The 21,781-nt window shown below is 54.4% G+C and carries 18 protein-coding genes and 1 rRNA gene; 1 reads left to right on the top strand and 18 read right to left on the bottom strand.

Annotated features, from left to right (window positions below; genetic code table 11):
• The 15 genes from AAFN83_RS09745 to AAFN83_RS09675 all read right to left on the bottom strand — a co-directional run.
• Nucleotides 1–784: ribosomal RNA gene (locus AAFN83_RS09745) — 16S ribosomal RNA — on the bottom strand; the annotation flags it as partial.
• Between the two features lie 298 nt (nucleotides 785–1,082).
• Nucleotides 1,083–1,991 carry a hypothetical protein gene (locus tag AAFN83_RS09740; RefSeq protein WP_347768795.1) on the bottom strand — a complete coding sequence of 303 codons (909 nt, stop codon included), beginning with the start codon at nucleotides 1,989–1,991 and terminating at the stop codon, nucleotides 1,083–1,085.
• 274 nt (nucleotides 1,992–2,265) lie between these two features.
• Nucleotides 2,266–5,712 carry a glycoside hydrolase family 2 TIM barrel-domain containing protein gene (locus AAFN83_RS09735; RefSeq protein WP_347768794.1) on the bottom strand — a complete coding sequence of 1,149 codons (3,447 nt, stop codon included), beginning with the start codon at nucleotides 5,710–5,712 and terminating at the stop codon, nucleotides 2,266–2,268.
• Nucleotides 5,713–5,986: 274 nt separating this feature from the next.
• On the bottom strand, nucleotides 5,987–7,726 hold the full coding sequence (locus tag AAFN83_RS09730; RefSeq protein WP_347768793.1) for a glycosyl hydrolase family 18 protein: 1,740 nt from the start codon (nucleotides 7,724–7,726) through the stop codon (nucleotides 5,987–5,989).
• A gap of 3 nt (nucleotides 7,727–7,729) precedes the next feature.
• Complete coding sequence (gene perR, locus AAFN83_RS09725) at nucleotides 7,730–8,179, bottom strand: peroxide-responsive transcriptional repressor PerR (RefSeq protein ID WP_347768792.1); 450 nt, start codon at nucleotides 8,177–8,179, stop codon at nucleotides 7,730–7,732.
• A 103-nt stretch (nucleotides 8,180–8,282) separates the two neighbouring features.
• Entirely contained in the window at nucleotides 8,283–8,981 is a 699-nt protein-coding gene (locus AAFN83_RS09720) for an MgtC/SapB family protein (protein WP_347768791.1), read from the bottom strand.
• A 40-nt stretch (nucleotides 8,982–9,021) separates the two neighbouring features.
• Nucleotides 9,022–9,498 (bottom strand): GNAT family N-acetyltransferase, encoded by a 477-nt coding sequence (locus AAFN83_RS09715; protein WP_347768790.1) that lies wholly within the window; start codon nucleotides 9,496–9,498, stop codon nucleotides 9,022–9,024.
• On the bottom strand, nucleotides 9,495–10,946 hold the full coding sequence (gene gatB, locus AAFN83_RS09710; protein ID WP_347768789.1) for an Asp-tRNA(Asn)/Glu-tRNA(Gln) amidotransferase subunit GatB: 1,452 nt from the start codon (nucleotides 10,944–10,946) through the stop codon (nucleotides 9,495–9,497). The genes AAFN83_RS09715 and gatB overlap by 4 nt, the downstream gene beginning before the upstream one ends.
• A 17-nt stretch (nucleotides 10,947–10,963) precedes the next feature.
• The gene (gatA, locus tag AAFN83_RS09705) at nucleotides 10,964–12,421 is read right to left on the bottom strand and encodes an Asp-tRNA(Asn)/Glu-tRNA(Gln) amidotransferase subunit GatA (protein ID WP_347768788.1); all 1,458 of its coding nucleotides are present in this window, start codon (nucleotides 12,419–12,421) and stop codon (nucleotides 10,964–10,966) included.
• A gap of 14 nt (nucleotides 12,422–12,435) precedes the next feature.
• The gene (gene gatC, locus AAFN83_RS09700; protein WP_347768787.1) at nucleotides 12,436–12,723 is read right to left on the bottom strand and encodes an Asp-tRNA(Asn)/Glu-tRNA(Gln) amidotransferase subunit GatC; all 288 of its coding nucleotides are present in this window, start codon (nucleotides 12,721–12,723) and stop codon (nucleotides 12,436–12,438) included.
• 212 nt (nucleotides 12,724–12,935) lie between these two features.
• Entirely contained in the window at nucleotides 12,936–13,991 is a 1,056-nt protein-coding gene (locus tag AAFN83_RS09695; protein WP_347768786.1) for an ABC transporter ATP-binding protein, read from the bottom strand.
• Between the two features lie 18 nt (nucleotides 13,992–14,009).
• Nucleotides 14,010–14,870 (bottom strand): sulfate ABC transporter permease subunit CysW, encoded by an 861-nt coding sequence (gene cysW, locus AAFN83_RS09690; RefSeq protein WP_347768785.1) that lies wholly within the window; start codon nucleotides 14,868–14,870, stop codon nucleotides 14,010–14,012.
• A gap of 60 nt (nucleotides 14,871–14,930) precedes the next feature.
• Nucleotides 14,931–15,791 carry a sulfate ABC transporter permease subunit CysT gene (gene cysT / locus AAFN83_RS09685; protein WP_347768784.1) on the bottom strand — a complete coding sequence of 287 codons (861 nt, stop codon included), beginning with the start codon at nucleotides 15,789–15,791 and terminating at the stop codon, nucleotides 14,931–14,933.
• A gap of 48 nt (nucleotides 15,792–15,839) precedes the next feature.
• Nucleotides 15,840–16,913, bottom strand: coding sequence for a sulfate ABC transporter substrate-binding protein (locus AAFN83_RS09680; protein WP_347768783.1), 1,074 nt, complete (start codon nucleotides 16,911–16,913; stop codon nucleotides 15,840–15,842).
• A 944-nt stretch (nucleotides 16,914–17,857) separates the two neighbouring features.
• Nucleotides 17,858–18,142 carry a CD3324 family protein gene (locus AAFN83_RS09675; RefSeq protein ID WP_347768782.1) on the bottom strand — a complete coding sequence of 95 codons (285 nt, stop codon included), beginning with the start codon at nucleotides 18,140–18,142 and terminating at the stop codon, nucleotides 17,858–17,860.
• 706 nt (nucleotides 18,143–18,848) lie between these two features.
• On the opposite strand from AAFN83_RS09675, the gene AAFN83_RS09670 reads away from it, so the two are divergent.
• Nucleotides 18,849–19,433 carry a Gmad2 immunoglobulin-like domain-containing protein gene (locus AAFN83_RS09670; RefSeq protein WP_347768781.1) on the top strand — a complete coding sequence of 195 codons (585 nt, stop codon included), beginning with the start codon at nucleotides 18,849–18,851 and terminating at the stop codon, nucleotides 19,431–19,433.
• A 63-nt stretch (nucleotides 19,434–19,496) separates the two neighbouring features.
• On the opposite strand, the gene AAFN83_RS09665 is transcribed toward AAFN83_RS09670, so the two are convergent.
• From AAFN83_RS09665 to AAFN83_RS09655, 3 genes are read right to left on the bottom strand one after another with little or no spacing between them, the layout of a single operon-like run.
• Nucleotides 19,497–19,982: a dihydrofolate reductase gene (locus AAFN83_RS09665; protein WP_347768780.1), complete on the bottom strand. Its 486-nt coding sequence runs from the start codon at nucleotides 19,980–19,982 to the stop codon at nucleotides 19,497–19,499.
• Complete coding sequence (locus AAFN83_RS09660) at nucleotides 19,979–20,773, bottom strand: thymidylate synthase (RefSeq protein WP_347768779.1); 795 nt, start codon at nucleotides 20,771–20,773, stop codon at nucleotides 19,979–19,981. The genes AAFN83_RS09665 and AAFN83_RS09660 overlap by 4 nt, the downstream gene beginning before the upstream one ends.
• A 55-nt stretch (nucleotides 20,774–20,828) precedes the next feature.
• Nucleotides 20,829–21,758 (bottom strand): Gfo/Idh/MocA family protein, encoded by a 930-nt coding sequence (locus AAFN83_RS09655; RefSeq protein ID WP_347768778.1) that lies wholly within the window; start codon nucleotides 21,756–21,758, stop codon nucleotides 20,829–20,831.
• Between the last annotated feature and the right edge of the window lie 23 nt (nucleotides 21,759–21,781).

Raw genomic sequence — 21,781 nt, 5'->3', positions numbered from 1 at the left:
ACGCTTTCGCGCCTCAGCGTCAGTTATAGGCCAGAAAGTCGCCTTCGCCACTGGTGTTCCTCCACATCTCTACGCATTTCACCGCTACACGTGGAATTCCACTTTCCTCTCCTACACTCCAGTCCCCCAGTTTCCAAGGCGTCACAGGGTTGAGCCCTGCGATTAAACCCCAGACTTAAAAGACCGCCTGCGCGCGCTTTACGCCCAATAATTCCGGACAACGCTTGCCCCCTACGTATTACCGCGGCTGCTGGCACGTAGTTAGCCGGGGCTTTCTTCTCAAGTACCGTCAAGCAAAGAGCAGTTACTCTCCTTACCCTTCTTCCTTGGCAACAGAGTTTTACGAGCCGAAACCCTTCTTCACTCACGCGGCGTTGCTCGGTCAGACTTTCGTCCATTGCCGAAGATTCCCTACTGCTGCCTCCCGTAGGAGTCTGGGCCGTGTCTCAGTCCCAGTGTGGCCGTTCACCCTCTCAGGTCGGCTACGCATCGTCGCCTAGGTGAGCCGTTACCTCACCTACTAGCTAATGCGCCGCAGGCCCATCCTCAAGTAGCAGATTGCTCCGCTTTTCTTCTTCCCACCATGCGGCAGAAAGAACGTATCCGGTCTTAGCTTTCGTTTCCGAAGGTTATCCCGGTCTTGAGGGCAGGTTGCCTACGTGTTACTCACCCGTCCGCCGCTAAGCTTATCCTCATCCGAAGAATCAGATAAACTCCGCTCGACTTGCATGTATTAGGCACGCCGCCAGCGTTCGTCCTGAGCCAGGATCAAACTCTCCATAAAAGTTTATAGATCGTTTCATTAAGCTCATTACTTAACACTTGCGTGTTTTTGTTTGTGCGTCTTTCGAACCCAAGTTCGAATTCTGCGTCCTTACCACTCGTTGTTCAGTTTTCAAAGGACCATTTTCTTTCGTCGCTTTCTTGCGGCGACTCTCATATCTTATCACACTTCGTCAGGTGATTGCAACCTTTATTTTTTTGAATCTTTTCGGCTGCGATCCGAAACCCTTTTGTTTCAAGGCCCTTCGAAGCGGCGAAACTTAATTTATCACAGAATCAAAGCGTACGTCAACCCTCTTTTACAAAAAAGTTGCCGGGGTTTGTAAGCGCTCCATATTTTGGTCTAAAGAACGGAAGAACTTCCTTTCCATGACAGCGAGCTCTTCATCGAACGGAGTAAGCACTTCTTTGATCAGTGCCTTCTTCTCCAGTTGATTCAGCAACAGAACCAATTCGTCGGTGAGGCCAGCCCCGCCCAGCTCCGTATCAAGCTCCTGCAGTCCCCACGGCTCGTCCCGGCTCTCCAGCAGCTTCAACAGGTAAGCAGAACTTCCCGATAGCTTGGAGACCACACAGAAGTCGCTGGCGAGCAGCACCAACTGGATGCGCTTGAGAAGGGATTCGGCACTTGCCGTCAGCTCCTCATACAGCTTGAACACACCTACGTTCTCTTTACGGACTTGTTCCCATACCGACCGATCCGGGTAATGTCCTTCTTCCACGACGGCAAGTCGAGCCCAATGATGAAGGGCCTGAAGAAGATTCTCGAAGGAGTCAAGCAACTGCTGCTGCTCCAGCTCCTGCTTACTGCGCAGGTAGTGCCGATAGAAACGGCAGAACTCAGTTAAAAGCAGCTTGTCCTTCATGAGCCCTGCGCATGCATCAAGCTGTCCTCGCCATTCGCTGACGGTCTGACACGAGTCCTTCAACAGTTCGCCCTTGCGCAGCCAATGAACGAGATCGCGGTCCTCATATCGAAATGGAGCAGCCTTCAACCGGTCGAGCGATAGCTGGACTTGAACCAAGTTCCCCATCTCTTCAGGCAACCGGAGGCAGTGATAGCTCGTTTCCTCCTCCGTGAACAGAATGAGCATACGCCGCTCGCCATCCGTCAGCGAATCATCCTCATACAAGACCGCGCCTTCTATGGCAGGCGTCCCCAAGAGCCACTCCTCAACGGTTCGCCGCTTGAACTTCAACCCTTTCATAAAACCGAACATCCTCTCCATACCCGTACTCTTCTCTCTGCTTCTTCTACATGGGGATTGCCAATTCCTGCCGCCGAATGGATTCCGCTGATGCGACATCAAGAAAAACGCTTCTTAGACACATCTCATTAGAAACATAAGCAGAGGAGACAGCATGAAAAAAACAGGGAGGCAGCACCTTGCCTGCTGCCTCCCTGCTAGTCGTTAACCTGCAATGTCCTCTTTCTATTCTACAGCTCTCTGATGATGCTGATCCGGTATCGGGTATGGCCGGTTATCGAATAAATCGGAACGATTTGAAGTCGAAATCGCTACCCGGCAGAAACACAAAGGACACTTTGCATTTCCCCGTTATGCCCTCAAGCGAGAATTCTCTCGGGGTGTAGTCGTCTGCCCCTTTGAATTCCGCAATGATCCGCTTTTCAGCAGCTCCACCGAAAATCACATGGATACTGTTAAGCGGCAAGGCGGATTTTCCCGTTATCATCAACGCAGATGGGGAATGCCCACTGAAATCAAACTCGCCAAATTCAAGCATAACGTTGTTGCCGATTCCTGTGACGTCGCTTTCTCCGACGGTAAACTTGTCGCCATAAATGTTCTCATTGTCAACGGAGCAGATCTCGGTAAATTCCTTTTCACGCTTTTCGAAGCAGAAGCCGTGAATGTCATAGCCGTCGCTTGATTCCATGACAAGGGTGTGCATCCCCTTCAAAATTTTAGAGAGCTTGTAGGTTTCGGGGATATACGTCAGCCAGATTGACTTTTTATGATAGGAGAAATCTCCGATTTGCTCTCCGCCCAGACCGGGTATTCCATCGTAAAACTTAATCCGTACAGGGGTTGCGCAGTTTGCGAAGATCGGAACCGTTACCGTGTCGCTTCCAACCGGTCCGAAATCAACGTTTTCGAAGCCAAACCAGCTGTCTTCCCTAGCAAATGCCGCACCGTGCTGAATCCCGTTTCCGATATTGCCGCTGGAGACGGTAGCCAACCCGCCCATAACAAGCTCGTAAGGATTGAACGCAGCCGCACCAATTCCCTCGCCATTTAATTTCAATGCGGAAAGAATGTGATAGGTTTCGGTGCCGTTCTTGCACAGCGCTCGGAGATAAAACTCTCCGTCACCGTTGCAACGAACCGTAACAGCCCCGTTTTCAATGGACACAATCTCCGCGAGATTGGATTCGATTCCAAGCACCGTTGTAATTCTGTATTCAATCTTGTCCGCATACGAGGAGTTTGCAGGAGAAACGATCGTCCTAAAGCTTATTTCTCGGCGGTCGGCGTTAAAAACCGTACTCTCGCCCTGCAACTCGATTTTTCTTACGGGAATGTCGTGCTCAGGGTCGGCGCAGTCAGATGCGAGCATAGTATTCTCTTCGTGCGCTGATACACCTTCCGAGACCTCTGCGGGAACCGCATTCAGCACAAGTCTGGCATCGGGCAGTCCCGGAGAGGACACCTTGACCTCAATCTCTCCCGCTTCCTTTTTCGCCGCAACAATGGCCAGCAGCTTGCCGGAAAACAATCGACGCGAGACTCCCTTGTATGGCTCGTAGTCGGTTGAATCGCCGTTATCCAAACCTACAAGTCTGCCTGCCCCGCTCACCGTCACAACCGCTCTGTTATTGGCGTTGGCGACGAATTCACCCATTTCGTCAAAGGCGGAGATGTCGATAAAAATCAAATCGGTTCCGTCCGCATTACATTCCATTCGGTTGGGCATGAGCTTTACATAGGCCGTGTCACCGAAGGATCTTTTAATGTCTCTCGCAATTTCGTTTCCGTTTTCGTCGTAGGCTACGGCGATAAGCTCGCCTTTTTTATATTCAAGGATCGTATCAAGCGTTAGCTCCGTCCCGCGTGCGTGGTCGATTTCCTTTTCCCCGACAGCCTCCCCGTTGAAGAAAAGCTTGACCCTGGGCGCATTTGACGTCACCCGGACATCGATCTCCTGCCCCTCGGTGAAATCCCAGTACGGGAAGAGATGGACGAACGGAGACTTCTTATAATCCGTCCATTCCGCACGGAAAATGTAGGCGCTGTCCTTCGGAAAGCCTGCGGTATCGATCTGACCGAAATAACTGTTTTTCGTAGAGTAAGGGGTGGGCTCTCCGATGTAGTCAAAGCCCGTCCAGATAAACTGTCCCGCGCAGTACTCCGCATCCCGGTCGGCAATGATGCAGAATTCGGTGTTTTTGGCGCCCCATCCGGTCGTGCAGTTGCCCAGTGCCGAGCACTGTTCATCATCATCAGCAAGAACGGACTGAGAAAGGGGGAAATGATAAATCCCTCTGCTCTGAAGCACGGACGCCGTTTCGCTTCCGTAGATCATCCAGTCCGGGTGCTGCCTGTGCTGCTCCTCATAAAGCCGCTCAGCATAGTTATAGCCGGCAAGCTTTACGATATCGGCGCATTTCTGAGCGTTCTCGCCCTGCATGAAATTAGAGCCTATGGTAACATAGCCGTTGCATCTTGGATCATGCTCACGAACAAGTCCCATCAGCAGCGAGGTCACTTCCTGCCCTCTTTCACTGGCGTGAGTGTCGTAAATCTCATTGCCGATGCTCCAGCCGATGATCGAAGGATGATTTCGGTCCCTTCGTACCCACGAAGCAACGTCTCGGCTAACCCACTCAGGGAAGAATCTTGCATAGTCATACTCGGTTTTCGGCATTTCCCACATATCAAAGCCCTCCGATAAAATCAGAAAGCCCATTTCATCGGCAAGCTCCATAAGCTCAACTGCAGGCATGTTGTGGCTGGTGCGGATTGCGTTCACGCCCATGGTTCTCAGGATGTCGAGTCTTCTTTTGATTGCGGCTCTGTTGACCGCAGCGCCAAGTGCACCCAGGTCATGGTGCTCGCAGCTGCCGTGAAGCTTCACGTGCCTGCCGTTGAGGAAGAATCCCTTGTCGGGAGTAAATTGGATGGTTCTTATCCCAAAACGGGTTTCCTCCCTATCGATCACCTCGCCGTTTCTCACAAGCTCGGTGATGCAGGAGTAGAGCTTTGGATGTTCAATATCCCACAGGACCGGATTCTCGATGTTCAGATAGTCGGTATTCGCGGAATAAGAGCAGCCGTCTCGGAGTACGATCTGCGAAACGCGGCTTCTGTCAACAGCGCAGCAGGAACGTTCAAGTCTTGTGACCTCCTTCTCCCCGTCTATGAGGATATGGCGGACCGAAAGCTCCGCTGCCTGTACATGATCCGGACGCTCTGTTTCAGCGGTTACCGTAATCGTTCCGTCAGCCGAAGCGCTGACATAAATTCCGTCGGCGGTCAGATGGCAGTCGGGATAGGTTTTCAGCCAGACCCGGCGGTAAATCCCTGCCCCTGAATACCATCTGGAGTTAGGCTCACGGTAGTCGACGCGGACAGCAATACGATTATCCCCGTCGCGGAGCAGATCGGTAATATCAACTTCAAACGTCGAATATCCGTACTTCCATTCCCCAGCAAGCACGTCGTTTACATAAACCCGGCTGTCCATGTAGACACCCTCGAAGCGTAACGAGATGCGCTCTCCGTTTTTCTTGTAAGCAAGGCCCCTTCGGTACCATCCTGTTGAGGTTTCGTACAGATTCTTGGTATCGTAAATCAGCCAGTCGTGAGGAATATCCACCCTCTGCCAATCAAGTGAATCCGAATAATCCGTGTCTATGCGATTCTTGGAAAATTCCCATCCGTCGCAAAGCAATGTTTTTACGCTCATCGTTTCCTCCGTTAATCATGACATGTCCTGCAGAACAACTTCGCCTTTGAAAGACTAATTCGCCAAAATCAACTTCTATCCTCTCATCATAGTTTACTCTTTTTACTATGTCGGTAGACAAAAGTACAGAAAGGGTTGAAGAATTCCAGATGGATGCCCGAATTCACGGTCACGATGAAACAAAGCGATCAACAGCGAAACCCGCAGCCTTGGACGGCTTGCGGGTTTCGCTGTTGTAGAACCAAGGAAACTTCCCATTGGTTATGAAATTGGATTACGGCTGAACCTTGAGCGCCTTTTGCATGAGCGGCCAAATGTTTGCGGACTCCATCCCTCTGCTCCAGGAAGCAACGCCCGCCAAATCGTATTTGCTGATGATGTCCATTCGCTTCTGCATGGAAACGGCATCCTCGATCCAGATTTTCATCGTCTTGCCGTCTTCCTTGTACTCCACATAATGCTGCCCGATGTCGTCCAGCATGACGGGGGTAAGGTTCTTTTCCTTGATAAGCGACTGAATGTAGTCCATGGAATAGGCTTTGGAGCTGACCTTCTTCTTGCCGTCCACCGTCTCCTCGGTCCAGATCCGTGTATAGAAGGGGACGCCAAGAATGAATTTGTCTGCAGGGACTCCGTCCTCTTCTAGGATACGCGATACGCCTTCCTCTACCCAAGGAAGCGACGCTACGGAGCCAGCGGTTTGGCTCGTCGCCCAATGCTCATCATACCCCATCAAGATAAGATAGTCCGCAGCTTCGGCAAGCGCTTTGCGATCGAGGAACTTGGAATAGACCTCCGACCCGCCTTTGACGGTAATATCAACCGATACGACCAGTCCCTGTTCGTGAAGGATGGGTGCCATCTCCCGAAGGAATTGAACAAAGTTCTCTTTATCCTTCAAATAGACGTTCTCGAAATCCACATTGATGCCTTGCATCTGGTACATCTCGGCGTAGGCTGCCAGTTGCTTTATGACTTTGATGCGGGTATCGTACGAAGCGAGCGCCTGGCTTGTTCGATCCGGGTCGAACCCATTGTTGAAGAGCGCCCAGATGCGGTAGCCGCGGTCATGCGCCCACTTGGAGTAGGCCAGATCCGCCTTGGTCGTCACGGTACCCTCTCCATCCAGCAGATGGAGCCACTGAGGGCTGATGACGTTCAAACCAGGCATATCCCCAATCTTGTCCAAATCGGGCTTGGTGCTCCATATTTGCTGCCAGGTCAGGTTGATCTTCTCACCGAGCGGCTTGCCGGGGTCAAAGGCCGGCGTCTCCGGTTGAACCGGAACCGTTTCCGTCCGATCAAGAATGAGGTCCTCCTTCTGAACATACCCAAGGATGCCGCTCTCGGTCTGTGCCCGGTACCAGCCTTCTTCTTCCCCCCAAAGCATAACGCTCTGCTCCTGCTTAAGGTCGCTGTAGATAGGCGCCTTCACGGTAGGAAGGGAGCGCAGGCTCACGGTTCGGGACGGATGCTTTTCATTTGCCGGTACCTTGGCCCACTGAATCGCGTCGCCTTCCTTCTTCAACAGGACCGCCCCCGTGTCGGAAGATTCGGATAATTGAAACCGATAGTAATCCTTGAGCGCCTGCACAGGAACATAGGTGACCTTATTTTTCTCCTCGACGGGCACTTGCAGCGAAAAAGGCTTATCATTCAAAAAAGCAGTTAACTCTCGGGTCTTCATGCGAACGACGCGATCCGTCGTTGTGATGATAACCGATTGGCTGTCCGCTTCGTAACGAATATAAGGATCCAAATGTTTCTCTACAACAGGGAGCGGCAGTGCGAGCGTTTCTCCGGAACCAATGGCTTCCGGTTTCAGCAGTTCCCCTGCGTAATAGACCGGCTTGGCCAATCCGCCAAAATCCGGAGCAACGTGTTCCTGATTCGGTCGATCATTCCAGTACCGATAGGACACCACCAAAGCAGCTGTCAAAAGCAGCAGGACGAGAAACGGCGGGCCGAATCGCCGTCGTTTTCTCGGTCTTGCCTGCCTGTTTGTCATGGCCATCGGTTAGTGCTTGACCTTCGGCTTGCAGTCGGGGCATACGCCGTAGACTTCAAGACGCAAGCCTTCCACCTGAAAGCCGGTTTCCTTGGCCGCTGCCTGCTCGACCTCAGGCAATTCGGGATAGCTAAAGTCCACGATCTTCCCGCACACCCGGCATTGGGCATGGTAGTGCTCGGACAAATCCGCATCAAAGCGGCTGGAGGCGTCTCCATAGGTCAGCTCGCGAACGAGGCCCGCTTCAATAAAGACGCGGAGGTTGTTGTAGATCGTGGCTACGCTCATACTCGGAAAACGAGGGACGAGTGCACGATAAATTTCATCTGCGGACGGGTGGGCCACCGAGTCCAACAGGTAAGACAAAATGGCATGGCGCTGAGGCGTCATGCGAACACCGGTTGTCTTTAACTTTTCCAAAGCTTGCTCAAATCTTGCTTCCAATGGATTCACCGCCATTAATCGCTTTTTTCTTGATAAAAATTTCAGATGATATTAATTATAAATAACGATTCTTTTTGCTGTCTATGAATCAAATCACTGTTTGATGACGCCGAATCTGCTAAGCGCTATCCATAGAGATGCCGGTTACACCCTCTATCGCTTGGATATGTTCGACAATATCGGCCATCCCCGAACCCCGACGAGGCAGCTTAAGCGACAGTTGAATTTTTAATTTGGGCTGCCCGTCCACGGTCAACTCTGAAACGGACATGCGGGTAATCGAAATGTTCTTGTCTGATAAAAGGGACGAAATCTTACCAAGAACGCCCGGTTGATTGAAGACCGAAATCTCTAAGGAGAAGATTCGTTTCCCGCTGAAATAACGCTTTTCCACTTTGTTGAGGATGTAGAGGCTGAGCAGCACCATTCCCGTTACAATAAATGCCCCATAGTAGAAACCTGCTCCCACAGCGAGGCCGATGGCAGAAGCCACCCACAGCGAAGCGGCTGTAGTCAAGCCCGTTACGGAAAAATCATTGCGCAAGATCGTACCGGCACCCAGAAATCCAATGCTGGGAATGACCTGGGCGGCGAGCCGAGTCGGGTCCATCGTAACGCCCTTGACCCCGGCAAAGGCGGAAAAGCCGTATGCAGAGATCAGCATCAGGAGCGTCGAGCCCAGGCAAACCAGGATATGCGTGCGAAAGCCGGCAGGCCGGTTGTTCCGCTCGCGCTCGTATCCGATGAGGCCGCCCAACAATAGAGAAAGGAGCAACCGGATGGTCAGCTCCAAGGGAGAAATGACAAAAGGATTCACCGCGGTCCCTCCACCATGTAGTAGAAGGGAATGAGCAAGCTCACTCCCCCATTAATTTGCTGTATTCCGCCAGGTAGATCCCGGGTGCAATTTCCCGTGAATCCGCTGTGGAAAAACCGTGTTTTTCATAAAGTCGAACCGCAGGCTCGTTCGTGGTGACTGCAGAAACACGCATCAGGCGAACACCCGCTTCTCGCTCATAAACAGCATGGAGCAATTGGTCCGCAATCCCCCGCCGGAAGAAATCGGGGTGAACCATCATCCGGCAGATTTCAAGCTCCTCGCCCCGCCGCTCATAAGCTATGCAGCCCGCCAGCTCCACGTTCCAGAAGCAGCCGAGGAAGCACTCTCGGGATTCCTGAAGCGATGGGAGCGTGTCCTTGAGAGGGGGAATATCCGAAAATCCAATTACGTTCGCTTCTGACAGGTAGGAAGCCTGCTGCAAGGCAAGCAAACGGAGCGCCTCGATGGGTTCGCTTAGGTCAAGCGGGCGAATGGAAAATTCCCACCCGCTCATGCGTTCAGACGTTCCACGATCAGCTTGTTCAGGAGGCCTGGATTCGCCTTGCCCTTCGTCTCCTTCATCACTTGGCCGACGAGGAAGCCGACCGCTTTCTCCTTGCCTGCCTTGTAATCAGCGACCGATTGCGGATTGGCTTCAACAATCCGGTCAACAACGGCGGCTAGCGCCCCTTCGTCGCTGATCTGCACGAGCCCCTGTTCTTCGACGATCAGCTTAGGCGCCTTCCCCGAAGTGAGCATCTCTTTGAAGACCGTCTTCGCGATCTTCGTGCTGATCGTTCCCTGCTCGATCAGGCCGATCATTTCCCCGAGTCCCGCCCCCGTGATCGCCACGTCTCCCGGCTCGAGATTGTTTTGGTTTAAGTAGCCGAGCAGGTCACCCATGATCCAGTTGGCAACCGCCTTCGCGTCCTGGGTATGCCCCAGGCTCTCCTCAAACAGATCGGCGAGCTTCTTCGAGGAGGTGATGACTCCGGCGTCATAGGCAGGCAAGCCATATTCACGCGCATACCGCTCGCGTCTGGCATCGGGAAGCTCTGGAATGGTTGCGCGCACCGCTTCCCGCCAGGCCTCGTCAATGGTGGTGACCACGAGGTCCGGATCCGGGAAGTAGCGATAATCGTGCGCCTCTTCCTTGCTGCGCATGGAGAATGTCTTTCCTTGGTTTTCGTCGAAGCGAAGCGTCTCCTGCACGACTTGACCGCCCGCGTCGAGAACCTCGGCCTGCCGCAGCTGCTCGTATTCGAGCGCCTTCTGCACGGCCTTGAAGGAGTTCATGTTCTTCAGCTCGGTGCGGATACCATATTCCTGCTGCCCGCGAGGGCGAAGGCTGATGTTGGCATCCCAGCGGAGCGAGCCTTCCTCCATCTTCACATCGGACACTTCGCAATATTGCATGATGGAGCGAAGCTTTTCAATGTAGAGCAAGGTTTCCTCCGTCGAACGCAAGTCCGGCTCGGATACGATCTCGATCAGAGGGGTTCCGACCCGGTTGAAGTCCACCAGCGAAGCAAAGCCTCCGTCCGCATGGGACAGCTTGCCCGCATCCTCCTCCAGATGAAGCTGTTTGATGCCGATGCGTTTCGTTTCTCCGCCGATTTCGATCTCCAGCCAACCGTTCTTCCCGATGGGCCGATACAGCTGAGAAATCTGATACGCCTTGGGCGAGTCCGGGTAAAAGTAGTTTTTGCGGTCAAAGCTGGTCGTCTCGCTGATTTCGCAGTTCAACGCCATCGCAGCCTTCATGGCATACTCGACGGCACGCTTGTTCAAAACCGGGAGAACCCCCGGATAGCCCAAGCATACCGGACAGGTATGGGTATTCGGCGGAGCACCGAAGGAGGTGGAGCAGCCGCAGAAGACTTTCGAATTTGTATGAAGCTCCACGTGCACTTCCAGCCCGATTACGGTTTCATAACGACTTTGTTCTTGAGTCTCGATCATCGTCTTTTTGCCTCCTCTTACAGCTCAGGACGAGCCAGGTGGTACTTCGTGCTTTGCTCGAACGCATGGGCGGTTCGCAGCACGGTGGCTTCGTCCAGCGCTTTGCCGATGATTTGCAGGCCGATCGGCAGGCCGTTGTCCGAACCGCATGGAATGCTGATGGCGGGAATACCGGCCAAGCTCACGGGAATGGTGAGAATGTCGTTCAGGTACATGGTGAGCGGGTCGCTCGCCTGCTCGCCCAGCTTGAACGCCGGAGTCGGCGCCGTCGGTCCGACGACCACGTCAAAGCGCTCGAACACTTGATCGAAGTCGCGCTTGATCAAGCTCCGAACTTTCTGAGCCTTCAAATAATACGCGTCATAATAACCGGAGCTGAGGGCATAGGTGCCGAGCATGATCCGGCGCTTCACTTCCGGTCCGAAGCCCTCGCTGCGCGATTTGCGGTACAGGTCGATCAGCCCCTCTGCCCGGTCGGAGCGAACCCCATACCGCACGCCGTCAAAACGGGCAAGGTTTGAGGAGGCCTCCGAAGAGGCGAGGAGGTAATAAGCGGCAACGGCATACTCGGTATGGGGAAGAGAAACTTCTTCCCATACCGCTCCGAGCTTCTCCAGCTCGACGAGCGCGTTTTTCACAGCATCCCGGACTGCCGGTGCAACACCTTCGCCCATGTACTCCTTCGGTACCGCGATGCGCAGGCCGCGGATGTCTCCGGTCAGTGCCTTCCGGTAATCGGGAATCTCGACGTTCAAGGAAGTCGAGTCCTGGGTATCGTGGCCGGCGATTGCTTGCAGCACATAGGCGCTGTCCGCCACGGTTCGGGTTAACGGCCCGATCTGATCGAGCGAGGAAGCAAAGGCGACGAGCCCGAAACGCGAAACCAGGCCATAGGTCGGCTTCAAGCCGACGATGCCGCAATAAGAAGCAGGCTGACGGATAGAGCCGCCGGTATCGGAGCCGAGCGCGAAGGAGACTTCGCCTGCTGCGACAGCTGCCGCTGACCCGCCGCTGCTGCCGCCGGGCACGTAGTCCACATTCCACGGGTTTCGTACCGGATGGAACGAGGAATTCTCGTTGGAACCGCCCATGGCGAATTCGTCCATATTCGTTTTGCCGACCAGCACATAGTCTTGTTCTTTCAACTTGCGAACCGCCGTTGCATCATAGATGGACGTGTGGTTCGAGAGAAACTGGCTCGCACACGTCGTCTTGAAGCCTAAGGTGTTCAGGTTGTCCTTCACCCCGGCCGGCAAGCCGAAGAGCAAGCCCTGCGGGCCGCCTTCCTGCAGCTTGCGGTCCAACGCCTGCGCATGCTTCCGTGCTTCCTCGGCATGTACGCTGAGGAACGCGCCGACGGTTCCGTCCACTTGTTCGATCCGTGCAAGCGAAGCGCTGACGAGCTCTTCTACGGACAGCTCGCGGTCATTCAGCTTTTGACGAATTTCTTCTATTGATGGGTGCAGCAAGCTCAACCCCTTCGCCTCCTCTATTCCAGTACCGCCGGCACTTTGATCTGACCATCCTCTTCTTCCGGTGCATTAAGCAGCACGCTTTCAATCGGCAGGGAAGGCCGGACTTCATCCTCCCGCAGCACATTGGCCAACTCCACCGCATGGTAAGTCGGCTCCACACCGTCCGTATCGAGGCTACCGATCTTCTCGGCATACTTCAGAATGGCATTCAATTGCTCCGTGTACATCGCTTTTTCTTCTTCTGTCAGCTCCAACCGAGCCAGCTTCGCCACATGCTCGACCTCTTTGGCCGTTATGCTCATGCGTGCACCCCTCTTCCTTTTCCAAAAGCCTGTCCCATCCCGGCACGCTCAGCGCTTTGACACGGTGACGGGCGAAGGCTCGCAATTATTTCCTCATTATAGCTTATCGTGTGGTTGCAAACCACTGTTCGATCTCAAGCCAAGCTCCAGACAAAGCAAAAACCACTCCAGCCTCTTCGCATACGCGAAAGGGGAGCGGCGCAGAGATCCTTTTAAATGAAGATCGGCATGGGGTCTGTTTTCCCGGTGTTTTCCACCATGCTGCCCGATCGATCGTCGAAGCGGTATAGTCGGTGAATGAGAAGCCCGACTTCATCTCCCGCCTGCAGCGTCTCCTTCTCAAGAGAACGGTACGCCAACAGCCGATGCGCTCCCGTCTCCACCTCCACCTCCCAGTTCGTTCCACGGAAAAAGACGCTTCGGACAACCCCTTGCTCCAAAGCAGACAAGAGCGAGGTCTCGCCAAACTTGAACAGTTCGATGAACTCCGGACGGATCATCGCTTTCGCACCGCCGGCTCGTTCAAAGCCCTTCAACCGGGAGCAATCCTCCACCAAATTGGACTCTCCGATAAAGGCAGCGACAAACGGCGTCTGCGGCTCTTTGTAGATGTCCCAGGGCGTCCCCTTTTGCTCCAGCCTCCCTTTGTGGATGACCATGATCTCATCCGCCACCTCCACGGCCTCTTCCTGGTCGTGGGTAACGAAGATGGTGGTGATGCCGAGCCGATTGATGAGCTCGCGCAGCCAGGTTCTCAGCTCCTTGCGCACCTTGGCGTCGATGGCGGCAAACGGTTCGTCCAAGAGCAGGAGCTGCGGTTCCGGCGCAATGGCTCGGGCAAAGGCGACCCGTTGCTTCTGCCCGCCTGACAGCTGGTGGGGATACCTCTCGCCGAGGCCCGATAAGCCGGTCAGAGCCAACAGCTCGTGCACCCGTTCCTTTGTTTCCTTGCGCGGCCTTTTTTGCACGTCGAGGCCGAACGCGATGTTGTTCGCTACGGTCATATGCCGGAAGAGCGCATAATTCTGAAAGACAAAGCCGATTCCCCTCTTTTGCGGCAGCAGGTTCTCCACTCGCTGCCCGTGAAAGTAGATTTCACCGGAGGTCGGCTGCTCCAGCCCCGCCAGCATGCGAAGAATGGTTGTCTTTCCACCTCCGCTCGGTCCCAGCAACCCGATCAGTTTCCCTTCCTCGATTGCAAAGGTGACCCCTGTGACTGCGTCCTCGCCGCCAAAGCGCTTCGTAAGGTCCTTCACGTGGATATGCAATGCCGTTCCCTCCCTTTCTTAGCGTTTGCCGTGCTTCCATTCCACCAGCCCTTTCACCCCGAGTGTGGCGAGGGCCAGCAACACGAGAAGGGAAGCGCACGCGAAGGCTGCGGAAAAATTGTATTCGTTGTAGAGGATCTCCACATGAAGCGGCAGCGTGTTCGTCTTCCCGCGGATGTGACCGGACACGACCGAAACCGCACCAAACTCGCCCATGGCGCGGGCGTTGCAGAGGATGACGCCGTACAAGAGCGCCCACTTGATGTTCGGAAGCGTCACCTTCCAGAAAATCCGCCAGCCGCCGGCTCCGAGACTGGCCGCCGCCTCCTCCTCTGCTGACCCTTGCGCCTGCATAAGCGGAATCAGCTCCCGGGCCACGAATGGAAACGTGACGAAGACCGTCGTCAACACGATGCCGGGCACCGCAAAGATCACCTTCAGTCCCTGATCGGCAAGAAAGGGACCGAGCCAGCCCTTGCTTCCGAAGATCAGCACGAACACAAGACCTGCGATGACCGGAGAAACCGAAAACGGCAGGTCGATCAGCGTGAGGAGCAGGTTTTTCCCGCGAAAACGAAACTTGGTGATGGCCCATGCGGCCGCCACACCAAAGACCAGATTGAGCGGTACGGCAATGGCAGCCACGAGGAGTGTCAGGCGGATAGCCGAGAGCGCATTCTTCTCCCGCAGCGAGGCAAAGTACAGCTCCGCTCCTCGTTTAAAAGCTTCGGCGAATACCGTGACAAGCGGCAGGAGCAGCACCAAGGTCAAAAAGAGAAGAGCGAGTGCAATCAACACCGCACGAATCCAGGCCGGCTCGCTCAAGTGGCGAGGAGAAGTCCGGGAAACGGCAGCAGGCGCGCGAGCGGGAACAGCCATGGCCAAAAAGCCTCCTTCGAAAGCGAAAGAACTCATGAAGCATGTTAATCGATAGACCGATCAGCGAGGAAGCATCCGCCGACTCGTTCTCCATTGGAGCAGGTTGATGGTCAGGATCAACAGGAAGGACAAGAGCAGCATAAGGCCTGCGATAGCAGTGGCTCCGGCGTAATCGAACTGCTCCAGCTTCGTCATGATCAAGAGCGGAGCGATCTCGGTCTTCATCGGCATGTTGCCGGAAATGAACACTACCGAGCCGTATTCCCCAAGCGACCTCGCAAAGGCGAGGGCGAAGCCGGTTAAAAGCGGCGGGATCAGCTCCGGTAAAAGGACGCGACGGAAGATCGTCCAGCGGGTTGCGCCAAGGCTGGCCGCCGCTTCTTCAAGCTCCTTCTCCAGCTCCTCCAGGACCGGCTGCAGCGTTCGAACAACAAAGGGCAACCCGATGAAAGTTAGGGCGATGATGATCCCGAGCGGCGAAAATGCGGTTTTGATCCCGAGCGGAGCGAGATATCGCCCGATCCACCCATTCTCGGAATAGATGGTGGTGAGGGCAATGCCGGCAACCGCGGTGGGGAGGGCAAAGGGGATGTCGATCAAGCCATCGACCAGCCTCCTGCCGGGAAATCGGTAGCGCACCAGCACCCACGCGACGAGAAAGCCGAACACGGCGTTGAGCAAAGCAGCCGCAAAGCTCGTGTAGAAGGTGACTTCCAACGAGGCGAGCACGCGTCGATGGGAGAGGATCTGCCACAGTTCTCCCGCAGAGAGGGAAGCGGCCTTCAAGAAGACCGCTGACAGCGGGATGAGGACGATCAGGCTCAGGTATAGAACCGTGAAGCCCATCGTCAGCCCAAAGCCGGGGAGTACATGGGTTCTCGAGCGGGGCCGCAAGCGCCCGAATGGTCGAACACGACTCATGGAAACCTTCCTTCACAAGGGAGAGCGTCTGCGTACGCCCGCCGTATCTTATTTCGGTTGATAAATCTGATCAAAGATGCCGTCATCGCTGAAATGCTTCTTTTGCGCTTCCCGCCATCCTCCAAAGGAGCTGATATCGAAGGTATCAAGCGTTGCGAACTGGTCCTTGAACTTCTCCGCAACCGAAGCAAGCCGGGGCCGATAGTAATGCTTGGCCGCAATGGTCTGGCCTTCCTCCGTGTACAGATAATCAAGGTAGGCCTTCGCAGCCTCGCTCGTCCCGTGCTTCTCCGCGTTCTTCTTGACCACAGCGACCGGCGGCTCCGCAAGAATGCTGATCGAAGGGGTGACGATCTCGAATTTGTCTTTGCCGAGCTCGTTCACGGAGAGGTAGGCTTCATTCTCCCAGGCGATGAGCACGTCCCCTATTCCCCGTTCCACGAAGGTCGTCGTGGAACCCCGTGCTCCGGAGTCGAGGACCGGAACATTTTGAAAGAGCGCTTGGACGAAGGCTTTGGCCTTCTCTTCATCCTGGTTGTTGTGCTTTAGGGCGTAGCCCCATGCGGCCAAGTAATTCCAGCGAGCGCCACCCGATGACTTCGGGCTCGGCGTGATCACCTGGACACCGGGCTTGATCAGGTCATCCCAATCCTTGATGTTCTTGGGATTTCCCTTTTTTACGAGGAAAACGATGGTCGAGGTGTAGGGAGAGCTGTTGTCCTTCAACTCCGATTGCCAATTGGAGTCAAGGAGTCCGTTGTCGGAGAGAGAATCGATATCGTACGCAAGAGCCAGGGTGACGACATCGGCCTCCAGGCCGTCGATGACGGAGCGGGCTTGCTTGCCGGAGCCGCCGTGGGACTGCTGAATGGTGATGGTTTGCCCGGTGGTGTCCTTCCAGTGCTTCGCAAAGGATGTATTGAACTCCTCATAGAGCTCGCGTGTCGGGTCATAAGATACATTAAGCAGTTCAATCGCTCCCTTGCCATCTGCAGACGAATTCTTCGAGCCGCAGCCCGACGCCGAAAGTGCCAATGCACCCGCCAGCAGCAAGATCGCCGTTCTTTTCCAAAGTCGCTCCTGCCTCCTTGGCCGCAGCTCCGCCCCTCGAACGCTCCCCATAGTCCCTCTCCTCTCATGATCCCGGCTCCCTTGTCTTCCTTAGGCGAGGAGCCATTCCATCTCTCCGTTCCCCCTAGATGTAATTAATCCGATGGTTTTAATAAGGATTTTCATGATCATATCATCTGGAAATGAATTCCGTCAATACGCTTTAAAGTGATAACGAGAAAAAGTTTCCTATAGAAGGACCTCTTTAGCACCGAGAATGAATTAATTTAATTTTTTGAATATTTACAAAACTTTAAAAATGGTGTATATTCAATGCAAGGAAAGCGATTCCCAACCGAAAGCAACTCATTCGGTATCTGCTTCTCCCGCCGAGCACTTCGGCAGAAGCTTCCCGCTTTCCCTGTCTCCACCCATCAACCCACTGCTTAGGGCAAGCGATATCCTTGACGACTCGGTACGCCTACAGTTTGGTTCCTCGCATGGGGAAGCAAACTCGTACCCTCCCTGGAATGGGAACCTACGTTTTGTCATCGACTTCGATCCCGAAGAGAGGCAAGAGAGGGGATAGTCCAATGGAACAAGGTGAGGCGAGCATATCGTATGCAGCTTACGGGTAAGTCCGCGGATGTGACAACGCCGACTTGTAAGCAAGCGGGTATGCGGGATCCGTTCGAACGTCCTTGTGGCGTTATGCAAGACAGCATGAATTCTACAGAAAGGTTGCTATTCGGGCATGCGAGGCATGCGAAAGCGAATTCGGAAGAATCGAATTCGAGACCATTATCATCGGCATGCGATGCATGAGACCGGTAGGAGGGAACGGAACACAATTGAATACGTGTGATAGTATGAAATAGCCCTCGCGCGGAAGAATCCGGCGAGGGCTATTTTTGTGGTTTCGTATGCATGGAGGGCGGGAAAAACAACCGCTCCGTTCGGTTGCCCTTCCCGCCCTCCATTCCGAGTCGCTTGTCGATTGCCAACCCGTCGGCAAGCTAGTTGGCTGACAGCACACCGCGCGTTTTGACGATGATCTTGCGGATGCTGTCCTCGGACAGGTGGTAGCTGAGCGTAAGGTCCTTCATCGTCCAGCCTTTACAATACAGGTTGTAGATCTCCTTGTTACGCTTTTCCATCAATTGGCGAGTTCCGTTGTTTTCTCCCCAGCCCGCACGTTTTTGTTCCTTCTTGGGGATGTAGACGATTTCGCCTTCTATATATTTTTGAAGCTCCTTAAGCAAGCTAGGGGGAAGAATGTCCCTTCCATTTTTGTAACTCATCACCGAGTACCTCCTTGGGTTGGTTCGTAGCGTTTACTCCTTGAACTGCGCGAAACTTTACCGTTGCGACAAACTGCGGTTGTACAGCGAATTGGTTATTCAACATTTTCAAGCCTCTCCTTTCGTTATGGTAGTTTTTGGTTGTCGGGTTTTTGGGTACAAAAAAACACGATACCCGTATCGTGCCTGCCCGTGAAACTAAGGTTGTAAGGACATGGGACGGAATAGTGAATCGCTATTCAGTTAGATCGCACCTCTGCACCGATTCTGAACGTCTTCATCATCTTCTCCACACCCCTTCCTCACGAATATGTAATGGAAACATGGTTCCAGTATAGCGAACCCTTCCAACGCTGGCAATGCTTTTTGTTAAAAAGGGCGGAAGACCCGACGGTCCCCCGCCCTCCTTGCTCAGGACTTCCACCGTTAGGCGGAAATCACCTCATATGCATTTTTCAACCCAATCACGCTCCTTTCGAAAAGAATTCGCCGGCACCTCTATCTAACCATAGCAAAGAAACCCATCTCAAGGGAAAGAATCCACTAAATTGTTTAGTCCATTTCTTTCCGGTTCGAAATGGAGCGGCCAGAGGTCGTCTCCTGCAACCTTCTGCTCTCCCCTGGCGTCATATAGAGGAAAGCGGATCAATTTAGAGCGCCGATATTCGAGTCTGAAGACACGCTATCCTGACGGGAGGAATGCCACATGTTCAAGAAGTCAAAGACGATTGCTGCCCTCGCCCTCGCTGCCCTCATGATCGCCGGTGTTCAGCAGACGGCTGAAGCCGCCGCTCGGTATGTTCTGACGCTTGCCGGGTATGAGATTCGGGTCGATGGCATCCCGTATGCCGATAAAGACCTTCCTGCCCTGAGCTACAATGGCTCTACTTATGTTCCCCTGCGAAAGATCGGTGAACTGCTCGGAGACAAGGTTGCTTGGAATACCGCCGCCAAACGGGTAGAAATTACACCGGATATCCCCCTCTATGCAAATCCCGCCTTCCGCGTGACCTCTGTCACCGGTAAGGACGGCAAGTATGTGATAAGCGGTCAAGGCCGAATTTTTGAAGCGGTCATGTCCTATCGGGTAATCGATGGAACGCGCGTCCTTCTGGATAAAAATCTTACCTTGTCCTCCGGCGCCCCCTCCTGGGCTTCCTTCCGGATCGAGCTAACGGTTCCCAAGGAGCAGCTGCCGAAAGACGGCACTCTTCACATCGAGCTGTACGAAGTGAGCATGAAGGATGGAAAACCTGCGAATGTCCTGCCGGTCTTCTTGCAAACCTGGTAAAAGACAAGAGAGCCGAACGGCGGAGACCCTCCGCGCGTTCGGCTCTTTTGGTTTGAGCAAGGCTTACCCCTGTTGTCGTTCATAAACACGAAACTCGTAGACATACGGGTTTTTCTCGTCCGTGACGCCCGGCGTCACGGACAGGAGCTTCCATTCTGCTTCGTCCCATACGCTGAAATACGTGTCAGCCTCGAACACCGCATCGATTACGGTTAGATGCAGGCGGTCCGCATACGGGTAAAACAAGCGAAAGATCTCCGCCCCACCGATGACGAACAGCTCCTGATCGCCAAAGGCATCTGCTGCCTCACGGGGGGAATGGACCACTTGCACCCCCTCCGCTTGAAAGGCCTCATCGCGAGTCGCCACGATGTTGGTGCGGCCGGGAAGCGGCTTGCCGATCGACTCAAAGGTCTTGCGCCCCATCAGGATGGAATGACCCATGGTGGTGCGCTTGAAGTAAGCAAGATCAGCAGGAAGCCTCCAGGGGAGCTGGTTGTTCCGGCCAATGGAGCGATCACGTCCCATTGCGACAATGAAGGTGATCACACGGAAACCTCCCCTCGAATGCGGGGATGCGGGTCATAGTCCGACAGCGTAAAATCGTCATAGGTGAAATCGAAGATCGAGGTGATCTGCGGGTTGAGTGTCATCTTCGGCAGCGGCCGCGGTTCACGTGTCAATTGCAGCTTAACCTGATCCACGTGGTTCAGGTAGATGTGCGCATCTCCAAGCGTGTGGATGAACTCGCCCGGCTGAAGGCCGCACACTTGCGCGATCATGAGCGTGAGCAAAGCGTAGGAGGCGATGTTGAAAGGCACGCCGAGGAAGGTATCCGCGCTGCGCTGGTAGAGCTGGCAGGAGAGTTTCCCATCCTGCACATGAAATTGAAACAGAAGGTGGCAGGGGACCAGCGCCATCTGATCCAGCTCACCTACATTCCAGGCGCTGACGATATGTCGACGCGAATAAGGGTTCGTCTTGATTCCCTCGATGACCTGAGAAATCTGGTCGATGATTCGCCCATCCACGGCCTCCCAGGAGCGCCACTGCTTTCCGTAAACCGGACCCAGATTGCCCTGCTCGTCTGCCCACTCGTCCCAGATGCTCACCTTGTGTTCATGCAGATAAGCAATGTTGGTATCGCCCTTCAGAAACCAGAGGAGCTCATGAATGATCGATTTCAAACTCATTTTCTTGGTAGTCAGGAGGGGAAAGCCCTTTGCCAGGTCGAACCGCATCTGATAGCCGAACGTTCCGATCGTGCCCGTCCCGGTGCGGTCTTCCCTTCGCGATCCATTGTCCAGTATATGCTTGCACAAGTTGAGGTAAGTGTCCATGTCTGCCTCCTATTGAAAATCTCAACATCGTATAACAATGTCAACAATCGTTCTATTATATCTGCTTGATCAGTTGTTCGACCAGTCGATGGGTAGCCAGCGTCCGATCCGCTCGCAGCTCGCATTCCTCCGGGGAGTCGAGAGAATCGAGAAAATGCTGAATGACTCCTGCAAAGCCGCGGCGTTCCAGCACCCCAGCCCAGCTTCCGAAGGAACGGGTATGCTCCCCACCCGTCACCGATGAGAAGAGACCTTGCTCCAGATTCGTTACCTCTGCAGAGCGTCCGGCTCCATAGAGGGACAGCCGCTCCAGGTCGCTTCCAGCAGCGCGGTTCATGGCGAACTGCCCGACGAAACCGCGAGACTCTACCCCGCCTGAACCATGCAGGAGCCTTCCTTCCGCATCCACGCGAAGGCTGCTGCCGACGGCAGCCGGTTCTTCCCCAGCCAGCCAGACCAGCAGATCCAGCATGTGAATGAGATCATCGTACAGCGTCCGCTTGGCGGAATGCTTTTGCTGCCGAATGCGATGCTTTTCCGCTACCGCATACTCCATGCGGCCGCCCTCCTCTATATGAGCGCGTGCCGCCTGGTATAAGGGGGCGAAGCGGCGATTGAAGCCAACCGCAAGCAGCTTCCCACGCTTCAACGCCTCCTCTGCCATCTGCTCAGATTCCCTGATGTCATAGGACAGCGGCTTGTCTACATAGACGTGTTGGCCGTTTCGCAAGCAGGCGAGCGCCAGCTCTGCATGCGTCTCGGTCGGGGAATGGAGGAAGACGGCATCCGGCTCAGCCCGAAACACGTCCTCCAGCTTTGTTGTGCCGGAGGGGAAGCGGTATTCCGCACAGATGCGATCCACGGTCTCCTGCCGGCGGCTCATCACCGAGACAATCTCCAGGCCGGGATGCCGGGAAACGACCGGCAAATAGGCCTTTTGAGCAATATCGCCCAAGCCGATGACGGCCACTCTCGTTGTTTTCATCTTTCCGTGCTCCTCTCTGATGC

Origin of the sequence: Gorillibacterium sp. CAU 1737, assembly GCF_039888655.1 — a bacterium.
GTDB lineage: Bacteria > Bacillota > Bacilli > Paenibacillales > NBRC-103111 > Gorillibacterium.
The sequence above is the reverse complement of the archived record's forward strand: the minus strand, read 5'-3'. Positions and strand labels throughout refer to the sequence as shown.